We start from the raw sequence: 17,366 nt of genomic DNA, 5'->3' as shown, positions 1-17,366 counted from the left end.
ATAGTGCCGAAACGAACATTGGCACCAGCTTGTTACCTGCTGAATTCCATCAAGATTTCATCTCCGACTTGCTCAAGATTGCAGTCCAGTTATTCAGGACCATGACCCGGGACGAAAGTCCCTCGCCAAGCCGGAACAGGAGGGCTATGCTCTCTCGCGTACGCCCTGGATAGGTTCAATGCCCGGACGCAGGTCGGAGTTTGCCAACTGGGCGGCCCCGCACGGCAGCCGCTGCCGCATTGTTCCGTACTGCCCTTTCCCGGTGCGGGGAACATGGAAGCCGGTTGGAGCCCGTTCAGGGGCTCGGTTTTGTGGCCCGCCTGTAGCTTTAATTCAAGATTGACGCGCGGAATTCCTCCCACAAAGCGGATGCTGAACGGCAATTTTTTGAAATGGTCGCAGGAAGACTTTGCGAAGACTTTCATTTTTAGCCGGACACGGATGACCACTAAAGTCGCGGCACAAACGGCGGTATTGCAAATAACTTCGAATTCCCGTGTTTAGAAGGGGATAGGCCCCGGTCCGCCATGCCGGCGGGCCGGAGCCGCTCCTTGTTCAGTTATTCATTCAGTTGTCTATTCAGTTATGGGTTCCACTAGGCCGCCGGCTTGAGGGCGGTCCGCCAGGCGGCAACAGCCCGTGCGGCACTCAGGGTCCACGTGGCCGTTCCGCTGGCCCCCGCCGTTGCCTGCGGTTTGTCCGCCTGCTCGGCGATCTGCCCAGCCGCTGCCTCCCAGCGTTCGGTCCAGCCCGACGGGGCGGTGACCACGGGTGCGCTGCAGTCGCAGGCCACCCCGCCAATCAGCATCGCGCCGTTGCTGGCCGTGGTGATGCTGCCCACCGTGATGCTGGTGGCCGAGTAGCTGGTGTCAGCGGCGGTCACCACCGGGCTGTCCAGGGGCGTGGTGTTGTTGACGCCGCGGTAGGCGGTGATGCCGCCACCCCACTTGGCCGCCGAACTGAGCGTCCAGCTGTACGTTCCCGGATCCGAGGCACCCACCACCTTGTAGTACGCGAACGCCCGTGCACCGGAGGTCGAGGTGCTGTTGATGGATTTTGCATTGACCATTGCCGTCCAGCCGGCAGGGGCGGTCAGGTTCGGGTTGAGGTCCGTGGTGATGGAGGCGACCAGGACGTCACCCGCCGCGGTACCGGCAGGAACCGTCAATGACGCAGTGGTCACGGCAGTCCCGGAGTTGGAGGTGCTGGAACTCACCACGGTAATGCCGCCGGTTGCCGGCGGTGGTGCCGAGCCGACGGTGATGGTGGCCGTCGCCGACGACGATCCCGTGGCATTGGTCGCCGTGAGTTTGGCGGTGTAGGTCCCGGCCGTCGTGTACGAGTGGCTGGGGTTCTGTGCTGTGGACGTGCCGCCGTCGCCGAAGGTCCATGCCCACGAGGTGGGTGCATTGGTGGACGTATCAGTAAAGGCCACATTCAGGGGCGCGGCACCCGACGTCGGGTTGGCGGTGAATGACGCTACCGGAGCCTGGCCTGCGGGCGGCGGGGTGCCGCCGAGCGACCGGTCCGAGAACCAGTAGCGCTTTGCCACGTTGTCGCTGGCCATGACCACCAGTCCGGTGGTGTTGTTCACGCTCTGCTTGCTGGTGGTCACGTCATTGATGTTCGACGACGAGGCTGCCTGCATGATGGGCGTGCCGCGGCCGGAACCGAAGACGGGATTGTCCATGGACGCGGTCTTCTCATAGATGCTTCCCGCGACGCCGGAGTAGGCACAGCCGGAAACCGACGTTGGCGGTGCCGTGTGGAACGCCCGCACCAGGTTGTTCTGGGTGTCCAGGATGATTTGCGGCCGCGAGACGCAGTCGCCGGTCTTGGCAATCGTGGACTGCGTGAATGCTCCGGTGCCGGGCTTGAAGACCAGGAGGATCAGCTGCGGCAGCGTCTTGTCGCTGGAGATGTCATTCAGGCTCGTCTTGACCGCCGCGAAGACCCTGCCGGTGGTGTCCGCCTGCAGCGTCTTGAGGTTCAGGTGGTCATCGGACTGGCCGTTGCCGCGCAGGGCCGGCTGCAGTTTCCAGGAGGAGTTGGCAGCATCGGAATCCTTGTGCGTGGCCCACCAGACGGTGTCGGCCTTGTGGTCACTCCACATGACACCTACTTGCCCGTTGCCGAAGGCCACCACCGCGGAGATGTCATCCGGAGCGGGGTTCGGGTTGCTGACGGGAAGGACGAAGGGGGTCCCCCAGGAGGCGCCGCTGTTGGTGGCGGCGTTCATGTACACGGTGTTGGTGTATCCCGACGTAGAGTTTCCGGCCACCTGCGTCCAGGTCGCCCAGACCCGGCCGGTGGTGTCCTTATCGATCGTCATGGATTCACTGGAATTGTTGGTGATGGTGGTGGGGAATCCGCTGTCGAGCGTGTATTTGCCGCCGGCGTAGCTGTACCGGTAGAGCTTGGCCGGGGAGTTGGAAAGTGACGGCTTGGGTGTTCCATCGCCGGTGATGGTCACCACGTGGGAGGCAATGTAGAGGTGGGACCCGTCCCACATGGTGTCCGCCAAGGTGCTTCCCCTGGTGTCATTGACCACCCCGGTGTCCACCCAGCTGTTGGAGGCCCGGTCCAGCCGGTAGATGCTCCATCCGGTGCCGGACTTCCACATGTCGGCCCACCACGATCCGTCATTCCACCACAGCTTGCTTTGCGGCTTGTCCGACGTCGGCGGATTGGACACCCCTGAATACGCAATGCTCTGCGTGCCATAGACGGGATCCGCTAAGGCCGTACCGGGCAAACCGAGGATGGAGGCCGCCAGAACCATGGCAACGGCAAGGGCCTGGCCTGTCCGGCTGAAAAAGTGTCTGCGTCTGAGCTTCATAAGGGAACTCCTGGGGCATAGGAAGAATTCGGGGAACGTCTGCCCGTTTGGCCCAGTCACAAAGAGCTCTCAGCCCCCAAGTACCGAGAAGCGTATGCCCGGACAGGAGCTGGGGCAATGCAAGTGCCATACCTAAATAGGGGTTTCTCCCATCCCCCTACCTAACGTTTTCCCGGCACCCGGTTCCCCCTATACCTAATCTTTTCGGCCTCCCCCAAGCCCTTTACTTGCCTAACAGGGGGTAAACCCCAGGTAAAAAGTGAGTACCTACTACTCGTGATACCCGCATTAGGTAGGGGGTAGTCTTCCGGAACGGCCAGAGGATTGGCGACGGTTTGCTGGGGGGTCAGCGACCAGACCATGACCGGATGAAGCGTTAGTGCCACCGCCATAACGGCCGGCGGCCTTGTCAAGAATCCGAACTGTCATGAAGTGGTGAGGCAATTGTCGATTTCCCCCCAACTTCCAGCTCTCTTTTCCGAGCCGGGACATTTATTTCCACAAGCCTCAATCAGCGTGGTCATTCCCACCCTGAACGAGGAAAAGAACCTCCCCTGGGTTCTCCGCCGGATGCCCTCTTACGTCGATGAGGTGATCATCGTCGACGGCCGCTCGCAGGACAAGACTGTTGAAGTGGCCAAGGCCCTCCGCCCGGACGTGGTGGTGGTCAATGAAACCCGCAAAGGGAAGGGTGTGGCCCTCCGCGCCGGCTTCAACGCCGCCAAGGGGGACATCATCGTGATGCTGGACGCGGACGGGAGCATGGACCCCCAGGAGATTGGTTGGTTCGTTGCACCCCTCCAGCACGATTTTGATTTCGTGAAGGGCTCCCGGCACGTCACCGGCGGCGGGTCGGAAGACCTGACCCGGCTGCGGAAGGCCGGCAACCGGGCGCTGACCGGACTCGCTAATGCTGTACTGCACAGCAACTACTCGGACCTTTGCTACGGGTACATCGCCTTCCGCCGGGAATGCCTGCAGGTGCTGGAGCTGCAGTCGGACGGCTTCGAGATCGAGACGGAACTTATCGTCAGGGCCGCCAAGGGCGGGCTGAGGATCGCCGAGGTTCCCAGCCTTGAGCTCGACCGGATTTCGGGAGCATCCAACCTCCAGACGTTCCGCGACGGGTGGCGGGTGCTGCACACGCTGGCCCGGGAATGCACCCTGTGGGAGGCACCCACGGCAGGTGCCCGCCCGGAGGCGCTCCGCCGCGTGAAGTACACCTACTCCAACGTCCACTTCCCACGGCTTCCGGTGGATCCGCACAGCGTCCTCGCCCCGGCCGTAAAACAGCATGACACCCTCGTCGCGGCGGTGAGCCGGCATGCTTGACCGCATCAAGCCACTGTCCGTGACAGTGGTGATCTGCGCGTATACCTCCGAGCGGTGGGGAATGCTGCTCGACGTCATCGAATCAGTCCGCAACCAGACGCTTGCCCCGGACCAGGTGCTGGTGGTCATCGACCACAACGAGGACCTCTACGAGCGGCTCATCGAGATCGTCGACGACGTCACGGTGGTTGAGAGCGAAGGCCTGCCCGGGTTGTCAGGGGCCCGCAACACGGGCGTGGGGCTCGCCGAATCGGACATCGTCGCCTTCCTTGATGACGACGCCGAGGCGGCGCCGGACTGGCTCGAACGCCTGGTTGCGCTGTACGACGATCCGGATGTCCTGGGTGTGGGCGGGAAGGTGGTCCCGCTGTGGGAATCCGGCCGCCCGGGGTACTTCGCGGAGGAACTGGACTGGATTGTGGGCTGCAGCCATCGCGGCCTGCCCCGCGTCGCTTCGGAAGTCCGCAACGTGATCGGCGCCAACATGTCCTTCCGGCTTGAGGTGCTGCGCCAGGTGGGCGGCTTCAACCAGTCGCTGGGCCGCAAAGGCACGCTGCCACTGGGATGCGAGGAGACCGAAATCTGCATCCGCTCCCGGATGGGTTTGCCGGGTTCGCGGATCGTCTATGAACCCGCGGCGCTGGTACACCATCATGTTCCCGCATCCCGTGGGACATGGCGCTACATGATGTCCCGGTCCTGGGCCGAGGGATTGTCCAAAGCCCAGGTCAGCCAGTTGGTGGGCCACAAACGGGCACTCGGCCCGGAACGCCGCTACGTCCGCAGCGTGCTCCCGCGCGCCGTGTTCACCGGCCTGAAGTCGTGGGGGCGCGATGGCAGTCCCGACGGGCTGGGCCGTGCCGGCGCGGTCATCGCGGTCCTGGCCTGCACCGCGGCCGGGTACTTCCAGGGGCGCCGGCTTCAGCATTGGACGGGCCCGGAGGAAGAGGACGTGGTCCTGGTCCCGGCCGGGGCACAGTGGAGGGAAGTGCAATGAGCGAAGGTGCCGGCCAGGTGCTTGAGGATCTCCAGGGCGAGGCGCTGATCCTGGTGCCCGCCATGGAGTCGCTGTTGCCGCCGGCCTGGCCGGGGGCGCGGTGGATCGGGTCGGTGGACCTGGAAGACCTCGCGGACTGTTCGCGCTTTGAACTGGAGAACCATGCTGGATACGAGCGGGCACGGCTGCTGGTGCGTGCGTCGGGGGCTGTGCGGGGATTTGTCGACGTGCCGTCGCCGGCGGGAATCGTGGATCGGACTGTCTTCGAGGACGCCCTGGGGGCCCTGCCGCCAGTCGCATCGTTCCCGCCGGCGGTGACCACCCCGCACATCACGGTGGTGGTGTGCACCAGGGACCGCACCCTGCAGTTGCGGGGTGCGCTCCTGACCATCCTTGCCCTGGACTACCCGCACTTTGACGTGGTGGTGGTGGACAACGCCCCCGCCACGCAAGCCACTGAAGAACTGGTCCGGCGCGAGTTCAGGGACCAGCGGGTCCGGCTGGTGACCGAACCCGTTCCGGGCCTCTCCCACGCCAGGAACACCGGCCTTCGGCACGCCAGGGGAGACGTCGTAGCCTTCACCGATGACGACGTGGTGGTGGACAGGTCCTGGCTGCGGGAGATCGCCGCCGCCTTCGAAGCCGTTCCCGGGGCTGCCTGCGTTACGGGGCTGGTTCCCGCGGGAGAGCTCCGCACCCCCACCCAGGGCTATTTCGATTCGAAGGTCAGCTGGTCACGGAGCCTGGTTCCGCAGGTCTACTCGCTCGCCAACCCGCCCGCGGCGCTCCCCAAGTTCCCTTTCAGCCCCGGTGCTTTCGGTACGGGAGCCAATTTCGCCCTCAGGCGCCAGCCGGCACTTCGCCTCGGCGGGTTCGATCCCGCCCTGGGGGTGGGAACTCCCACGGGCGGCGGGGAAGACATCGACATGTTCACCCGGGTCATCCTCGCGGGGCACGCTTTGGTGGTCCAGCCGGCCGCCATTGTCTGGCACCGACACCGGGACGGCCTCGAAGACCTGCGGGTACAGGCGCGGGGCTACGGCAACGGCCTCGGGGCCTGGATGACGAAGGTGATGATGGACCCCCATACCGCGAGGCTGGCCCTGGCCAGGAGCTGGGGCGTTGGACTCGAGTTCCTGAACCGGCGCCAACAGGCCGGCCAGCCGGCGCTCCAGGGGCCGCCGATCCACAGTTCGCTGGAGGCCCAGGTCGACCGGCTCGTCTGGCTGCAGCTTCTGGCTGTGGCCCTGGGCCCCTACAAATATCTGCAATCGCGCAGGGCTGCCGCGGGCAGCTAAGACAACAGTCCACAGTCGGGGCCGTTGGCGGAGGGTCGCTCCACCGGCGGCAAGCAATCCAGGAGTTGAAACAGTATGGCGCTTCTCATCAGGGGTGACGTGTCCGGCCCGATGAACTCCCGCCCTTCACGCCGGCGCAGGCCAGGGTATTCCGATTACGTCCTGGCACTGCTCGGTGCCGTGACGGCGGTCCTGATCCTGTTCGACGTCGGGGGCGAGTCCATTGCGGGCGCCAAACTCCTGGTGTGCCTCCTCATTCCGGGCTGGGCACTGGTGCGGTGGGTCCGGAATGTGGACCCGGTGGCCCGCCTGATCTTCACCGTCGTCGCCGGCGCCACGGCACTTGCCCTGGCCGCCGCCGTCATGGGGTGGCTCCAGCTCTGGAATCCCCGGCCCGCCGCCGTCGGCATCATGCTGGCCTCCGCGGCCGCCCTCCTGGTGCCGGGGCCACTTAGCCCCCGGGTTGCCGCAACCCGGCTGCCACGTCCGGAGCTCAAAACCTATGCACCCTGGCTGGTTCTCCTGGCCGCCATGGTCACGTGGGCCGCTACATTAGGGCTCACAAACCCCCACCTCGGCGACCTCGGCCTGCTCGCCGCCTTCCCTGTCACCTGGTATGTGGCGCTGGCCCTCGTGGTGGCACTCTGCATCTGGAGCATCGTCCGGCAGGGCGAGCACTCCGGGTGGCTTACCGGTGCCTCGATCACGGGCCTGGTGGTCATCCTTTATTCTTCCGCCGGGCTGCTGGCCAACGTCCCGCGGCTGCCCTGGACCTACAAGCACATAGCCGTCACGGACCTGATCCAGACCACCGGCCAGTTCGACCCGGACATCGACATCTACAACCGCTGGCCCGGCTTCTTCCTGTTCAGCGCGTTCCTGGGTGAATCCAGCGGCTACAAGGACGCCATGGCCTACGCCGGATGGGCCGAGCCGGTGTTCGCGCTGATAAACGTCGCCCTGGTGCTTGCCATCGCCAGGACCCTGACAAAGAACCCGCGGATCTACTGGACGAGTGCGCTGGTTTTCGCCCTCTCCAACTGGCTGAACCAAAACTATTACTCGCCGCAGGCCTTCGCCTACACGCTGCACCTGACCATGTGCCTGCTGATCCTTACCTACCTTCGCGGCAACCCGGCCCCCTGGGTGCTCAGGCTTGAGGAGCGGCTGTCCGGCCGTTTCTCAAAAGAGGCCCCCGGGCCGGAGGAGGTCAGGACCTACAGCGGCCGCCAGCAGGCACTGGCCATCGCCGCAGTCCTGGTCCTGCAGGCAATGATTGTGATGAGCCACCAACTGACCCCGTACCTGGCCATCCTGGGGCTCTTCCCCCTCTTCCTGGCCCGCTACTTCAAGCCGGCCTGGGTAGCGCCCGCGCTGCTCCTGATGGCCCTGCTCTACCTCCTTCCCAACGCCGAGTTCGTCAAGGACAAGTACGGCCTGCTCAACGGCTTCGATTTCCTCGCCAACGCCGGCTACAAAGCCTCCAGCGGCGCACCGGGACCGTCCCTCCTCTCCGGACGGTGGCTGGCACGCGAAGCACTGGCGTTGTCCCTGTTCACCGCCCTGCTTGCGGGGTTGGGGTTCATCCGCAACATCCTCCGGGGCAACGTCCGCACCACCCTGATCGTGGGAACGCTTGCGGCAACCCCCATCATTGGCCTCTTCGGCACGTCCTACGGCGGCGAGGGCAGGCTCCGCGTCTTCATGTTCGCCCTTCCGTGGCTCGCCATCGGCGCGGCCTGGCTCTTCTGGTCCGGGAAACTCCCGGGCAGGAAGGCCGTCGTAGGCGCAACCTCGGCCATCTCGGTAATGGCCGTGCTGTTCACGGCCGTGTACTTCCAGAATGAAGCCAACGTCCGGGTACCGGCCGCAGACGTATCGGCCAGCCGCTGGCTCGACTCCAACGTCCGCCGGGGCGACGCAGTGGTGGAAACGAACTACCATCTGCCGCTGCTGGTCGGCTCGCACTACGCCTTCTACCTCCGCACCGGGCAGCTTGTTTCGGTTGCGTCGAAGCTGCACAACACCGCCCAGCCGTTCACGGGGGATGACATGCTGGCCTACGTGGACAAGACCCGGGCAGCAGCCAGGCTGCGCCCCTCGGACCGGGTCTTCGTGGTGGTATCGGACCTGCAGCAGCGTACCTCCACCGGCGTTCCACGCCAGTTCCCCAAGGATGTCCTGGTCCCGCTCGAGCATGACCTGAACGTGGCCAGGGGCACCGAGCTGGTGTTTGAGAACAAGTCGGTGCGGATCTACGAGGTTTCACGTGCTGACTGGGGAAAGTAGCGGACGGGTGTACCAGTTGTCGCTCGTCACGGTAACGTCGTTGTCCATCGTCGGGGCGGCGCTGCTGGCCCTGCACGCGGATTCCTCGAAGGTTACCGGGGCCCCGAAAGGGGATCTGCCGTCCTGGCGGCAGACCATGGTCCAGGACTTCGACGTCCCGGCCCCGCTGGGGGCCGTGGGCCAGGTGTACGGGCCGGACATGCGTGGGTATTCCGGTTTTTCCGACTCATCGGGCTTTGGCACGTACACGCCCGACGATGTCCTTTCGGTCCATGACGGCTACCTCGATTTCTACCTGCACTACTCGGACAGCAGGCCGCGGGTGGCCAGCGTCATTCCGTTCGGCTATACGGGCCAGACGTACGGAAGGTACTCGGTGAGGTTCCGGTACGACTCCACCCCGGGCTACAAGATCGCGTTCCTCCTCTGGCCGGCCAGCGACGACTGGAACGAAGGGGAGATCGACTGGCCGGAAGGAGCCCTGGACGGATCCCTCTACGGGAACTCCGCCATCAAAGGGACCCGCACGACCGACGGGATGGAGTTCGATCCCGCCGACAGGAAGTACTCGGACTCCCGCGCAGGCCAGTGGCATGTTGCCACCATCGAATGGAGCCCCGGCCTGGTCCGGTGGTTCCTGGACGGCGGGCTGGTGGACCAGACAACCAAACCCAAGGGTGTGCCGAACACGCCCATGCGCTGGACCCTTCAGGCGGAGACCGCCGATGACGCCAAAGCAACCTTTCCGGCCGCCGGCACGGCAGGGCATCTGCAGGTTGATTGGGTGGCCCAGTATGCCTACACGCCGTGAACGAACCAAGTGCCGCGACCGCGGTTTAGGACGATTTGGGGGATTGCACCATGGAAATCACCAGTGACCTTCCGGTTCCCGAAGAGCTGGGTCACCCGGGTGCCCTGACGGAGCCCGACGTTGGCGGAAGGCAACAGATTCACCCCCGGGTGGCAGCGGTCTTCGACACCCTCGACGGGACAGGGTTGCCGTGGCTCCTGCTCCGCGGCGAGGACGATCTGGCCCTGCCCGCGGGGGACGTGGACATCCTCGTGGACAAGCACCTCCTTTCCCGGCTCGACGACGTGATGGCGGCAGCAGGGTTCTGCAGGGTCCTTGCCTGGGGACACGGCAGCCACAGGTTCTACTTCAGCTACTCACCCGGCGACGGAGCCTGGATCAAGCTTGACGTCGTCTCCGACCTGGCGTTCGGCTCCTGCCAGCAGTGGCGCACCCCGTGGGCGGCCCGCTGCCTCCGGCGTAGGGTCCGGTATGGCTCCTACTGGATGCCCGACGCCGCGGACCAGGCCTGGCTGCTGCTGCTGCATCTGTTCATGGACAAGGGTGGAATCACGCCGGCGCGGCAGGAGGCTGCGCGGGCGGCTGCCAGGGTGGCGGCCGACGGCGGCAGGATTGCGGAGTCGGTTCGGCGCAGGGTGGGTGCAGGGCTGGCAACCGACATGTTGAACCTGGTCCTCGCCGGCCGGTTCGGGGATGCTCCCGCGATGGCCTCGCGGATGAGGGCGTCCTGGAGTGGCGGGGCGAACCCTGCGTTCATGGAAGCGGTCAGACGGACACTGAGGCGCTCGGGCGCCCGGCTCCGGGGGCATACTCCTTTGCTGGGCGTCATGGCTCCGGACGGAGCGGGAAAGACCACCCTGCTGAACGGACTCCACGCCGACGTGCCGCTGCCCACCAAATACGTATACATGGGCCTGTGGGGCGCGGGGCCTTTTGATGCTGTGCTCAACCGGATTCCGGGCGGAAGGACGGCCAAGAAGGTGTACCGGCTGGTCCGTGGCGGGATCCTGGCCAGGTTCTACCGCCGCATGGGCAAGGTGGTGCTGATGGACCGCGTGGCGTACGATGCGCTGCTGGCCGGCCCCGGCGGCGGTCCCCTGGCGCGGATCAGCAACGCCCTGGCCCTGGCCGTCATCCCTGCCCCGGACGTGCTCCTGGTGCTTGATGTTCCCGGCGCGGTGATGTTCGAGCGGAAAGGTGAACACAGCCCGGAGCTCCTGGAGTCCTGGCGGAACGACTACCTCCAGCTGGCGGGCCGGCTCCCCGGCAGCCGGGTGGTTGATGCGGCCCAGCCGGTGGAGGCCGTGCAGCGCGTGGCTACCGGCATCATCTGGGACACGTGCTCCCCGGCTGCCGGGAGGGCAACCACCGCAGGACGCGCCCCGCACCGCACCCCCGCCGTCGGCCCCACTTCCCAGAGCCCGGCCGCGGCGGAAACCGTCGCCGGCGAGGCCCTGTCCCTGCACCTGTGGCGGCTCCTTGACTGGCGGTTCCTGCTTCCGGTCCTGCAGCCGCGCACCCTCGGCTTCGCCGGAAGGGTGAGCGCGGAAACAGAATCGGCGCTGCGCCTGCTGGACCCGCAGGCTGTGCGGCTGGACGAGCCGGACACCGGGCCGGTCGGCCGGACGTGCGACGTGGTGCTGCTGGCCTCGCCGGGCCCCGGCCAGATCGAAAGCGCAGGCTTGGCACTGGAGCCGGGAGGCTGGATCTGCGTGGAAGCCAGCCGGTCCCTGCTCCAGCGTTCCGGACCCCGGACGCTGCGAGGGTGGAAACGGACGCTGGAACGCCGGGGTTACCAGGACGTCGCCTTGTACTGGAACGCCCCCAACCGGGAGCGGACAGCCCGGCTGGTTCCGGTGCGGTCCGGAGTATCCATCCGGGACACCCTGGCCCTGCGCAAGGATGTGCGCTTCGGGGCCCTCAAAGCGGCTGCGGTGCACATGGCCTTGGCACTGCACGTCTTCGACCTCCTGGTCCCCGAGGGCACCGTCACCGGGCGGCTTCCGGAGAGGAACGCGGCGCAATGAGCTTCATAGACCAGTTCCTGCGGGACCACTTCGACGAGTTTGCCCTGGACCAGTACGGCCTGGGCAAACAATGGGAGACACTGCTGCTGACCCCGCGGTTCGCAACCTCCCGGCACGTGGTGGCCCTGGTGTTCCCCTCCCGGCACAGCGAACCGGCCCTGGTGGTGAAGGTGCCGCGGCAGCCCGGGGACAACAGCGGCGTCCGCCGTGAGGCGGCCATGCTGGCCCAGCTCTCCGCCGCCGTCCGCGACTCAGGCGCCGGTGTTCCACGACTGGTGGGAATCCGGGACGTGGGGCCGTACACGGTGCTGGTCGAAACCGCGCTGACCGGCCTGCCGCTCGATCCCAGGACGGTGGCAGCGGATCTTCCTGCCGCCGTCGCCACCGGGGCCGCGTTCGTGGGGGCACTTCCCTGCACGCAGCCCGCCGCCGGCAACGTGGACTGGTACCAGCGCGCCGTTGCCGCGCCGTTGGCGGCCCTGGAAGGATTGGCCGGCCCGGATGCCCGGACAAACGAACTCGTTGGGCGCACGCACGAACTCCTTGCCCCGCTGCGCCGCTCGCAACTGCCCGCGGTCATCGAACACGGCGACCTGAGCCATCCGAACCTCCTTGTTAAACCCGGCGGCGCCCTGCAGGTCATGGACTGGGAACGGTCGCTCACGGATGGAGTGCCCGGGCACGACCTGGTGTTCTACCTCCAGTACTTGAGCGAATCCAGTGAACAGGCGTTCGCCCGGGAGGCCCAGATGGCGGCCTTTGACAAAGCCTTCGGCAAGGGCGGCTGGGCGCTGGAGCCGCTTTCCCGCCACCTTGGCATGAGGGGAGTGGACCTCTCACTCCTCCCGCTGCTGGTCATCGCCACGTGGGCGCGGTCCACCGCCACGCTCGCCGACCGGCTGGCGCAGGAGGCGGAGGCTGATCCGACGCAGGGAAACGGGAAAGTCCGGGCCGCCCTCCAGGCGGACAGGGACTTCTGGTTGTGGCGCCATGTTGTGGAAGCCGCGTAGGGCGGCCACCCGCTAGGAGGTCCGGCTTTCCGCCGCTCCCGGGTTTTCGTGGTTGCGCCGGAAAAGGCCCAGGATCTCGTCGTGCAGGTCCCGGTAGCCGAACCGCAGCACCGCGTACACCGCGCCCACTCCGGCCACCACCATGACAGCCAGCGTGGGGACCGGTCCCAGGGCATGCCGTGCCAGGTTGACCAGGCCCACCAGGCCCACCGCGGCGCCGCACACCAGGCCCGGAGCGGCGGCCCGCATCATCCGGCGCATCCTTGTCCCCATGACCTTGGCGGCTACTGCCTGCATGCCGAACGCGAAGACCACGGCCACCACCATCTGGGCGCAGGCGACCCCCACGATGCCCCACTGGGTGGCAAAGACCAGGGCCGGGAGGAGGACCACCAGGCGGACCACGGAGATCCAGATGGAAAGACCGGGCCGGCCCATCGCCTTGTAGACGTCATTGGCCCCGGCACCCAGGGAGCGGGCGGCCGCGTACAGGGCCAGGAATACCAGCGGGGTCACCGACTCCTCCCATTGCTGCCCGAAAAGGACCGGGACCAGGACGGGCGCCACTACGGCCAGGCCCACACCTGCCGTGATGCCGTAGAGCGCCTGCACGGTGACACTCTTCAGGTAGCCGTCCCGCAGCCGCTGCCGGTCGCCCCGGACCTGCGTGTACAGGGGAAACAGGACGGTGGACAGCACAAAGAACACGTTCAGGATCAGGGCCTCCGGCAGCCGGAAGGCGAGGGTGTAGAGACCCAGGGCGTGTGCGCCCAGCACAATGCCGATGACCAGGTAGTCGACGTCGAAGATCGCCCGGGCAAGCATGGTGCTGCCGGCGACGGGGGCGCCAAAGCGGACATTTTCCCCGATGGCGCTTTTGCTCACGCGCCAGATTTGCCAGGGCGCCTCGCGGCGGACCAGGAACCAGCAGGTGGCGGCATAGGCCACCGACCCGGCAGCCGTTCCGACGGCGAGTGACCAGGCGCCGTGGCCGGTGAAGGCCAGGTAGAGGGTCACCGTTCCCATGGTTGCGGCGCGCAGTACAGGAGCCGCCGTGAGCTGCCTGAACTTCAGGTCCCGGCGCATGATGGCTTCCGGGACGGCACCGCAGGCCGTGGCAAGCACCGAAACGCCAAGGACCTGCACCAGCGGGGCCACGCCCTCCAGCCCAAGGAGGTCCTCCACCGCGTCAGCAGCGAGCAGGGCCGCCACGGCCAGCACTGCGCCCAGGGCAACGGAAAGCAGCAGCGCCGACCTGGCGATGACCGGTGTCTTGGGCAGGTAGACCAACGCCTGGCCCACCCCGGCATCGGCGATGGTCTCGGCGTAGGCCATCAGCACCAGCGCCAAGGCGACGAGGCCGTATTCCTCAGGTGAGAGCAGCCGTGCCAGGACCACCGTGGTCACCAGCACGATCACCCTGCCCGAGGCGAAGGCCAGCCCCTGCCACAGGGCTCCCCGGACTCCCTTGCGCTCCAGTTCCCCCGGCGCGTACGTCATGGTTGCCTGTTCGTCCGGGTAAGCTCCCCCGCCGGGGATGAACCGGCCATGGCCGCACGGACCTCCGCCAGGTATTGGCCTGCCACGGTGTCCCAGGTGCGGACTGCGCCTGCGGCCGCCGTTCCGGCGGTGCCGTGGGAAGGCCCGGGCGGTTGCTTGGGGGCGGTGAGGTGCTCCACCACCTCGCGGACAAGAGTGTCCTGGCTGTCCCGAACGGCCAGCAGCGGATGTGCGGGAAGTTCCCTCGCGGCCACCGGCGTGGCCACCACGGGCAGCCCCGCGGCGAGGGCCTCCAGGACGGAGTTCCGGATACCCACGCCGTGTTCGTCCGGGAAAACCGCCACATCCGCGCCCTGGAACACATCCAGGATGGAAGGCACGTTGGCCAGGATATCCACCCGGGGTCCGGCCAGCGCCTGAACCGCCGGTGTGGGGCGCCGCCCTGCGATGACGAAGCGGGCGTCCGGGACCTCCCGCCACACCAGCGGCGCGATCCTGTTGACCAGTACCGTGGCGCTGTCCACGTTCGGCGCGTAGTTTAGGCTGCCTGCGAAGCACACCACGGGGGCTTTCCGCTCCCGGCGGGGACCGGTGGCCACCGCCGTGCCGTTGGGGATGCTCGTGACCGGCCTGCCCAGCGTGGCGGACCAGGCCGCTGCGTCCTGGGCTCCGACGGTCAGGAGCCTGGCCCGGGGCGGCAGCTGCCGTTCAGCGCGGGCGGCCAATTGTTCGCGCAGCCGGTAGGCGGGCCGGAAGGTACGGGCGATGGCGGTGTCCATGCCGGCCCGGATGGACCAGGGGTCCACTGTCTGCAGCACCAGGGGACCGGTGACGCAGTGGGACAGGAAGAGGGCATGGGGGCCATGGATCAGGGTGGCGTCCCGGCTTGCGGACAACCGGGCCGCGGCGGCGCGGGCGGAGGGGGTGGACCGCCGGTGCTTTCCCAATCCGGTGAGGCCGCCCATGGAGCGGGCAAAGGCCGAAAGTTCCTCGCGCGGGGCCAGTTCGTACATGGTATCGCAGCGGTTCCTGATCTCTGCCGGAACCGGAACAGGACCCGAGAAAGTCAGCAGCGTGACGGCAATGCCAGGGGGGAGGTGCAGGATTACTTCGTACGGGATCATCGAGCTTCCGTCCCCCAGTTCCGGATCCCGGTTGGGCACGCTTTCCGTCACGTACAGGAGCTTCATTGCAAGAGTGTACTGGATCACATCGTCGCCGGAGGGTTGCTTTAGGCAACCTTGAGGGAAGCCGAAAAAGGGCGACGGCGGGAGATCCCGCCGTCGCCCTTTCACCTGGGGGCGTGGCCTGCTACTGCCAGGCGCGCACGTAGTCCACCATCATCTGGGACGGCGCGCCGTAGGCCGGGTTCGTGGAGGAGGCGCCGACATTCAGCACGATGTACTGCGGGGCATTTCCGTCGTCGGTGGGGTAGGACTTGACCTTGACGCCGTCGAAGTACACGTCCGAGGAGTTTGCCATCCGGTGCAGGCCAAAGGTGTGGTACTCGTTGGCCCAGTTGCCGCCCACGCCGCCCTGGTTGTGGGAGCCGGAACCGGAGTGGTAGTTCACGGTCATCTTGGCCTGCAGGACCTCGGCGATGTCATTCTCGCCGGTGGCCGGCCACGACTGTCCGGTGGTCCAGAAGGCAGGCCAGTTGTAGAGGCCGTTGGCGTTGCCCGGGAACTTGATCCTGGCCTCGACGTAGCCGGTGGTGAACTGGAAGCCGGTCCCCGCCCCGCCCTTCGGGTTGGTGGATACCAGTCCGCCGGAGGTGGATGAGCTGAGCCCCAGGGCCAGGTTCCCGTTGGCCACGGAGACGTTCGCCGGGCTGGTGGAGACCTTGTTCATGGTTCCGCAACCGGGGGAGAACCAGCAGCCGGACCACTTCGCGGTGTCCAGTCCGGCCCCGTTGAACTCGTCGGCGAAGGTCATGGTCCAGTTCCCCGGGACCCCGGCGGGCGCAGGCGTCCCGGTGCTGGCCAGCTGTGCCGCCGCCGGCGCCACAGCGATGGGTGCTTCGGAGGGAGGGGCAGGGGCAGCGGGTGCCGGTACTGCTGCGGGGGCAGGTGCCGGTGCCTCTGCCGGCGAAGGAGCGGCGGCAGGAGCGGCCTCGACTGCCGGGACTGGCGTTGGAGCGGGGACCGGAATGTCCGGAGTTTGGGTGGGTGCGGCGCTGCCGGCATCCTCTGCACTCGCCACCCGCGCCACGTCAGCGGTTCCGTCACCGTGGGTCAGGCCCAGGCCAAGGGAACCTGCTCCGAGGAGTGCTGCGGCAAGACCGGCGGCAAGGGGCCAGCGGCGGCGCGCCCGGGCCGGAGCACCGGACTTGAAGGCCGGGGATGTCCGGGCGGGATCTGTCTCATTTTGATAACGGTGCGCTCGTTTGGCGCTGCCTTTGCGGGGTGCGGGCATGGGGATGCTACCTCTCGTCGCCTGCGGAGTTAGCTGTCGGGTTCGAATGAGGGCATGCGGCCGCGTGCTGCGGCTTCACCCCAAGGGCAGGCGCGTTGCCGTGCCCGGGACGCTTGGGTCCCCCGCCTCTGCCTGGAATCTGGTGATAATCACGGACGCGGCAGAGTTGGGCGGCATCCGGGACTGGAGCCGGCTGGGGGCGGCCCCCGGACGACCGTACACGAAAAGGGTCTGCGAATCACAATTAGGTAACGGACCTCACTGCGTTGGCGTGGCGCTCCCCTGTCGGCAAAGTGCATTGGTATGGGCGCCAGTGACGGCAGGGTTTTCCACATGGCTGAACCTGCGGCTGCTGCCCACCTCCACCGGGGCTAGCCTTGGGTCAAGCGCGAATCGCCTATCGGGTCCAAATGCACTAAGATATTGAAGTCTGTGCTGCGTCCTGCCTCCGTTCCGGCGGCAAGGCATTGCACGGAATCGCAAATGAACCTCCTGTTACGGAAATGCCGTAACCGCTTAGCCCAAAGGAGGTGGGTTCACATATGCGTCCTTACGAATTGATGGTAATCATCGACCCCGAGGTCGAAGAGCGTACCGTTGAGCCGTCGCTTCAGAAGTTCCTGAACGTCATCACCAACGATGGTGGAACCATCGAAAAGGTTGACATCTGGGGCCGTCGCCGTCTGGCTTACGACATCAAGAAGAAGTCCGAAGGTATCTACGCCGTGGTGAACTTCACCGCCAAGCCGGAGACCGCCAAGGAACTTGACCGCCAGCTGTCTCTTAACGAGACCATCATGCGCACCAAGATCACCCGCCCCGAAGAGCAGAAGGTTGTTGCTGAGTAA

The 17,366-nt window shown here is 66.4% G+C and carries 12 protein-coding genes and 1 riboswitch; of the genes, 8 read left to right on the top strand and 4 right to left on the bottom strand.

Annotated elements, in window-relative coordinates:
* Positions 1-595 precede the first annotated feature (595 nt).
* Positions 596-2,839, bottom strand: a complete 2,244-nt coding sequence (locus LDO22_RS21820) for a PKD domain-containing protein (protein ID WP_275966692.1) — start codon at positions 2,837-2,839, stop codon at positions 596-598.
* A 432-nt stretch (positions 2,840-3,271) separates the two neighbouring features.
* Here LDO22_RS21820 and LDO22_RS13740 point away from each other — a divergent pair, with 432 nt between their 5' ends.
* From LDO22_RS13740 to LDO22_RS13710, 7 genes are all read left to right on the top strand, one after another.
* Positions 3,272-4,171 (top strand): glycosyltransferase family 2 protein, encoded by a 900-nt coding sequence (locus LDO22_RS13740; RefSeq protein WP_308209023.1) that lies wholly within the window; start codon positions 3,272-3,274, stop codon positions 4,169-4,171.
* Positions 4,164-5,168 (top strand): glycosyltransferase family 2 protein, encoded by a 1,005-nt coding sequence (locus tag LDO22_RS13735; protein WP_201302369.1) that lies wholly within the window; start codon positions 4,164-4,166, stop codon positions 5,166-5,168. The genes LDO22_RS13740 and LDO22_RS13735 overlap by 8 nt, the downstream gene beginning before the upstream one ends.
* The gene (locus tag LDO22_RS13730; protein WP_224023874.1) at positions 5,165-6,466 is read left to right on the top strand and encodes a glycosyltransferase; all 1,302 of its coding nucleotides are present in this window, start codon (positions 5,165-5,167) and stop codon (positions 6,464-6,466) included. The genes LDO22_RS13735 and LDO22_RS13730 overlap by 4 nt, the downstream gene beginning before the upstream one ends.
* A gap of 75 nt (positions 6,467-6,541) precedes the next feature.
* Positions 6,542-8,755, top strand: a complete 2,214-nt coding sequence (locus tag LDO22_RS13725; RefSeq protein ID WP_224023870.1) for a hypothetical protein — start codon at positions 6,542-6,544, stop codon at positions 8,753-8,755.
* A gap of 7 nt (positions 8,756-8,762) precedes the next feature.
* Positions 8,763-9,566, top strand: coding sequence for a glycoside hydrolase family 16 protein (locus LDO22_RS13720; protein WP_224023869.1), 804 nt, complete (start codon positions 8,763-8,765; stop codon positions 9,564-9,566).
* 50 nt (positions 9,567-9,616) lie between these two features.
* Positions 9,617-11,593 (top strand): hypothetical protein, encoded by a 1,977-nt coding sequence (locus LDO22_RS13715; RefSeq protein ID WP_224023868.1) that lies wholly within the window; start codon positions 9,617-9,619, stop codon positions 11,591-11,593.
* Positions 11,590-12,603 carry an aminoglycoside phosphotransferase family protein gene (locus LDO22_RS13710; RefSeq protein WP_224023867.1) on the top strand — a complete coding sequence of 338 codons (1,014 nt, stop codon included), beginning with the start codon at positions 11,590-11,592 and terminating at the stop codon, positions 12,601-12,603. The genes LDO22_RS13715 and LDO22_RS13710 overlap by 4 nt, the downstream gene beginning before the upstream one ends.
* Positions 12,604-12,615: 12 nt before the next feature.
* On the opposite strand, the gene LDO22_RS13705 is transcribed toward LDO22_RS13710, so the two are convergent.
* From LDO22_RS13705 to LDO22_RS13695, 3 genes are all read right to left on the bottom strand, one after another.
* A complete protein-coding gene (locus tag LDO22_RS13705; RefSeq protein ID WP_224023866.1) occupies positions 12,616-14,103 on the bottom strand; it encodes an oligosaccharide flippase family protein in 1,488 nt (495 codons plus the stop codon).
* The gene (locus tag LDO22_RS13700) at positions 14,100-15,293 is read right to left on the bottom strand and encodes a glycosyltransferase family 4 protein (RefSeq protein WP_224023865.1); all 1,194 of its coding nucleotides are present in this window, start codon (positions 15,291-15,293) and stop codon (positions 14,100-14,102) included. Before LDO22_RS13700 ends, LDO22_RS13705 begins: the two co-directional genes overlap by 4 nt.
* Positions 15,294-15,414: 121 nt before the next feature.
* Positions 15,415-16,518, bottom strand: coding sequence for a glycoside hydrolase family 16 protein (locus tag LDO22_RS13695; RefSeq protein WP_224023864.1), 1,104 nt, complete (start codon positions 16,516-16,518; stop codon positions 15,415-15,417).
* 6 nt (positions 16,519-16,524) lie between these two features.
* A riboswitch (cyclic di-AMP (ydaO/yuaA leader) is annotated at positions 16,525-16,673 on the bottom strand.
* Between the two features lie 387 nt (positions 16,674-17,060).
* Here LDO22_RS13695 and rpsF point away from each other — a divergent pair.
* Entirely contained in the window at positions 17,061-17,366 is a 306-nt protein-coding gene (gene rpsF / locus LDO22_RS13690) for a 30S ribosomal protein S6 (RefSeq protein WP_015939036.1), read from the top strand.

Origin of the sequence: Arthrobacter sp. NicSoilC5 (assembly GCF_019977395.1) — a bacterium.
Lineage (GTDB): Bacteria > Actinomycetota > Actinomycetes > Actinomycetales > Micrococcaceae > Arthrobacter.
The sequence above is the reverse complement of the archived record's forward strand: the minus strand, read 5'-3'. Positions and strand labels throughout refer to the sequence as shown.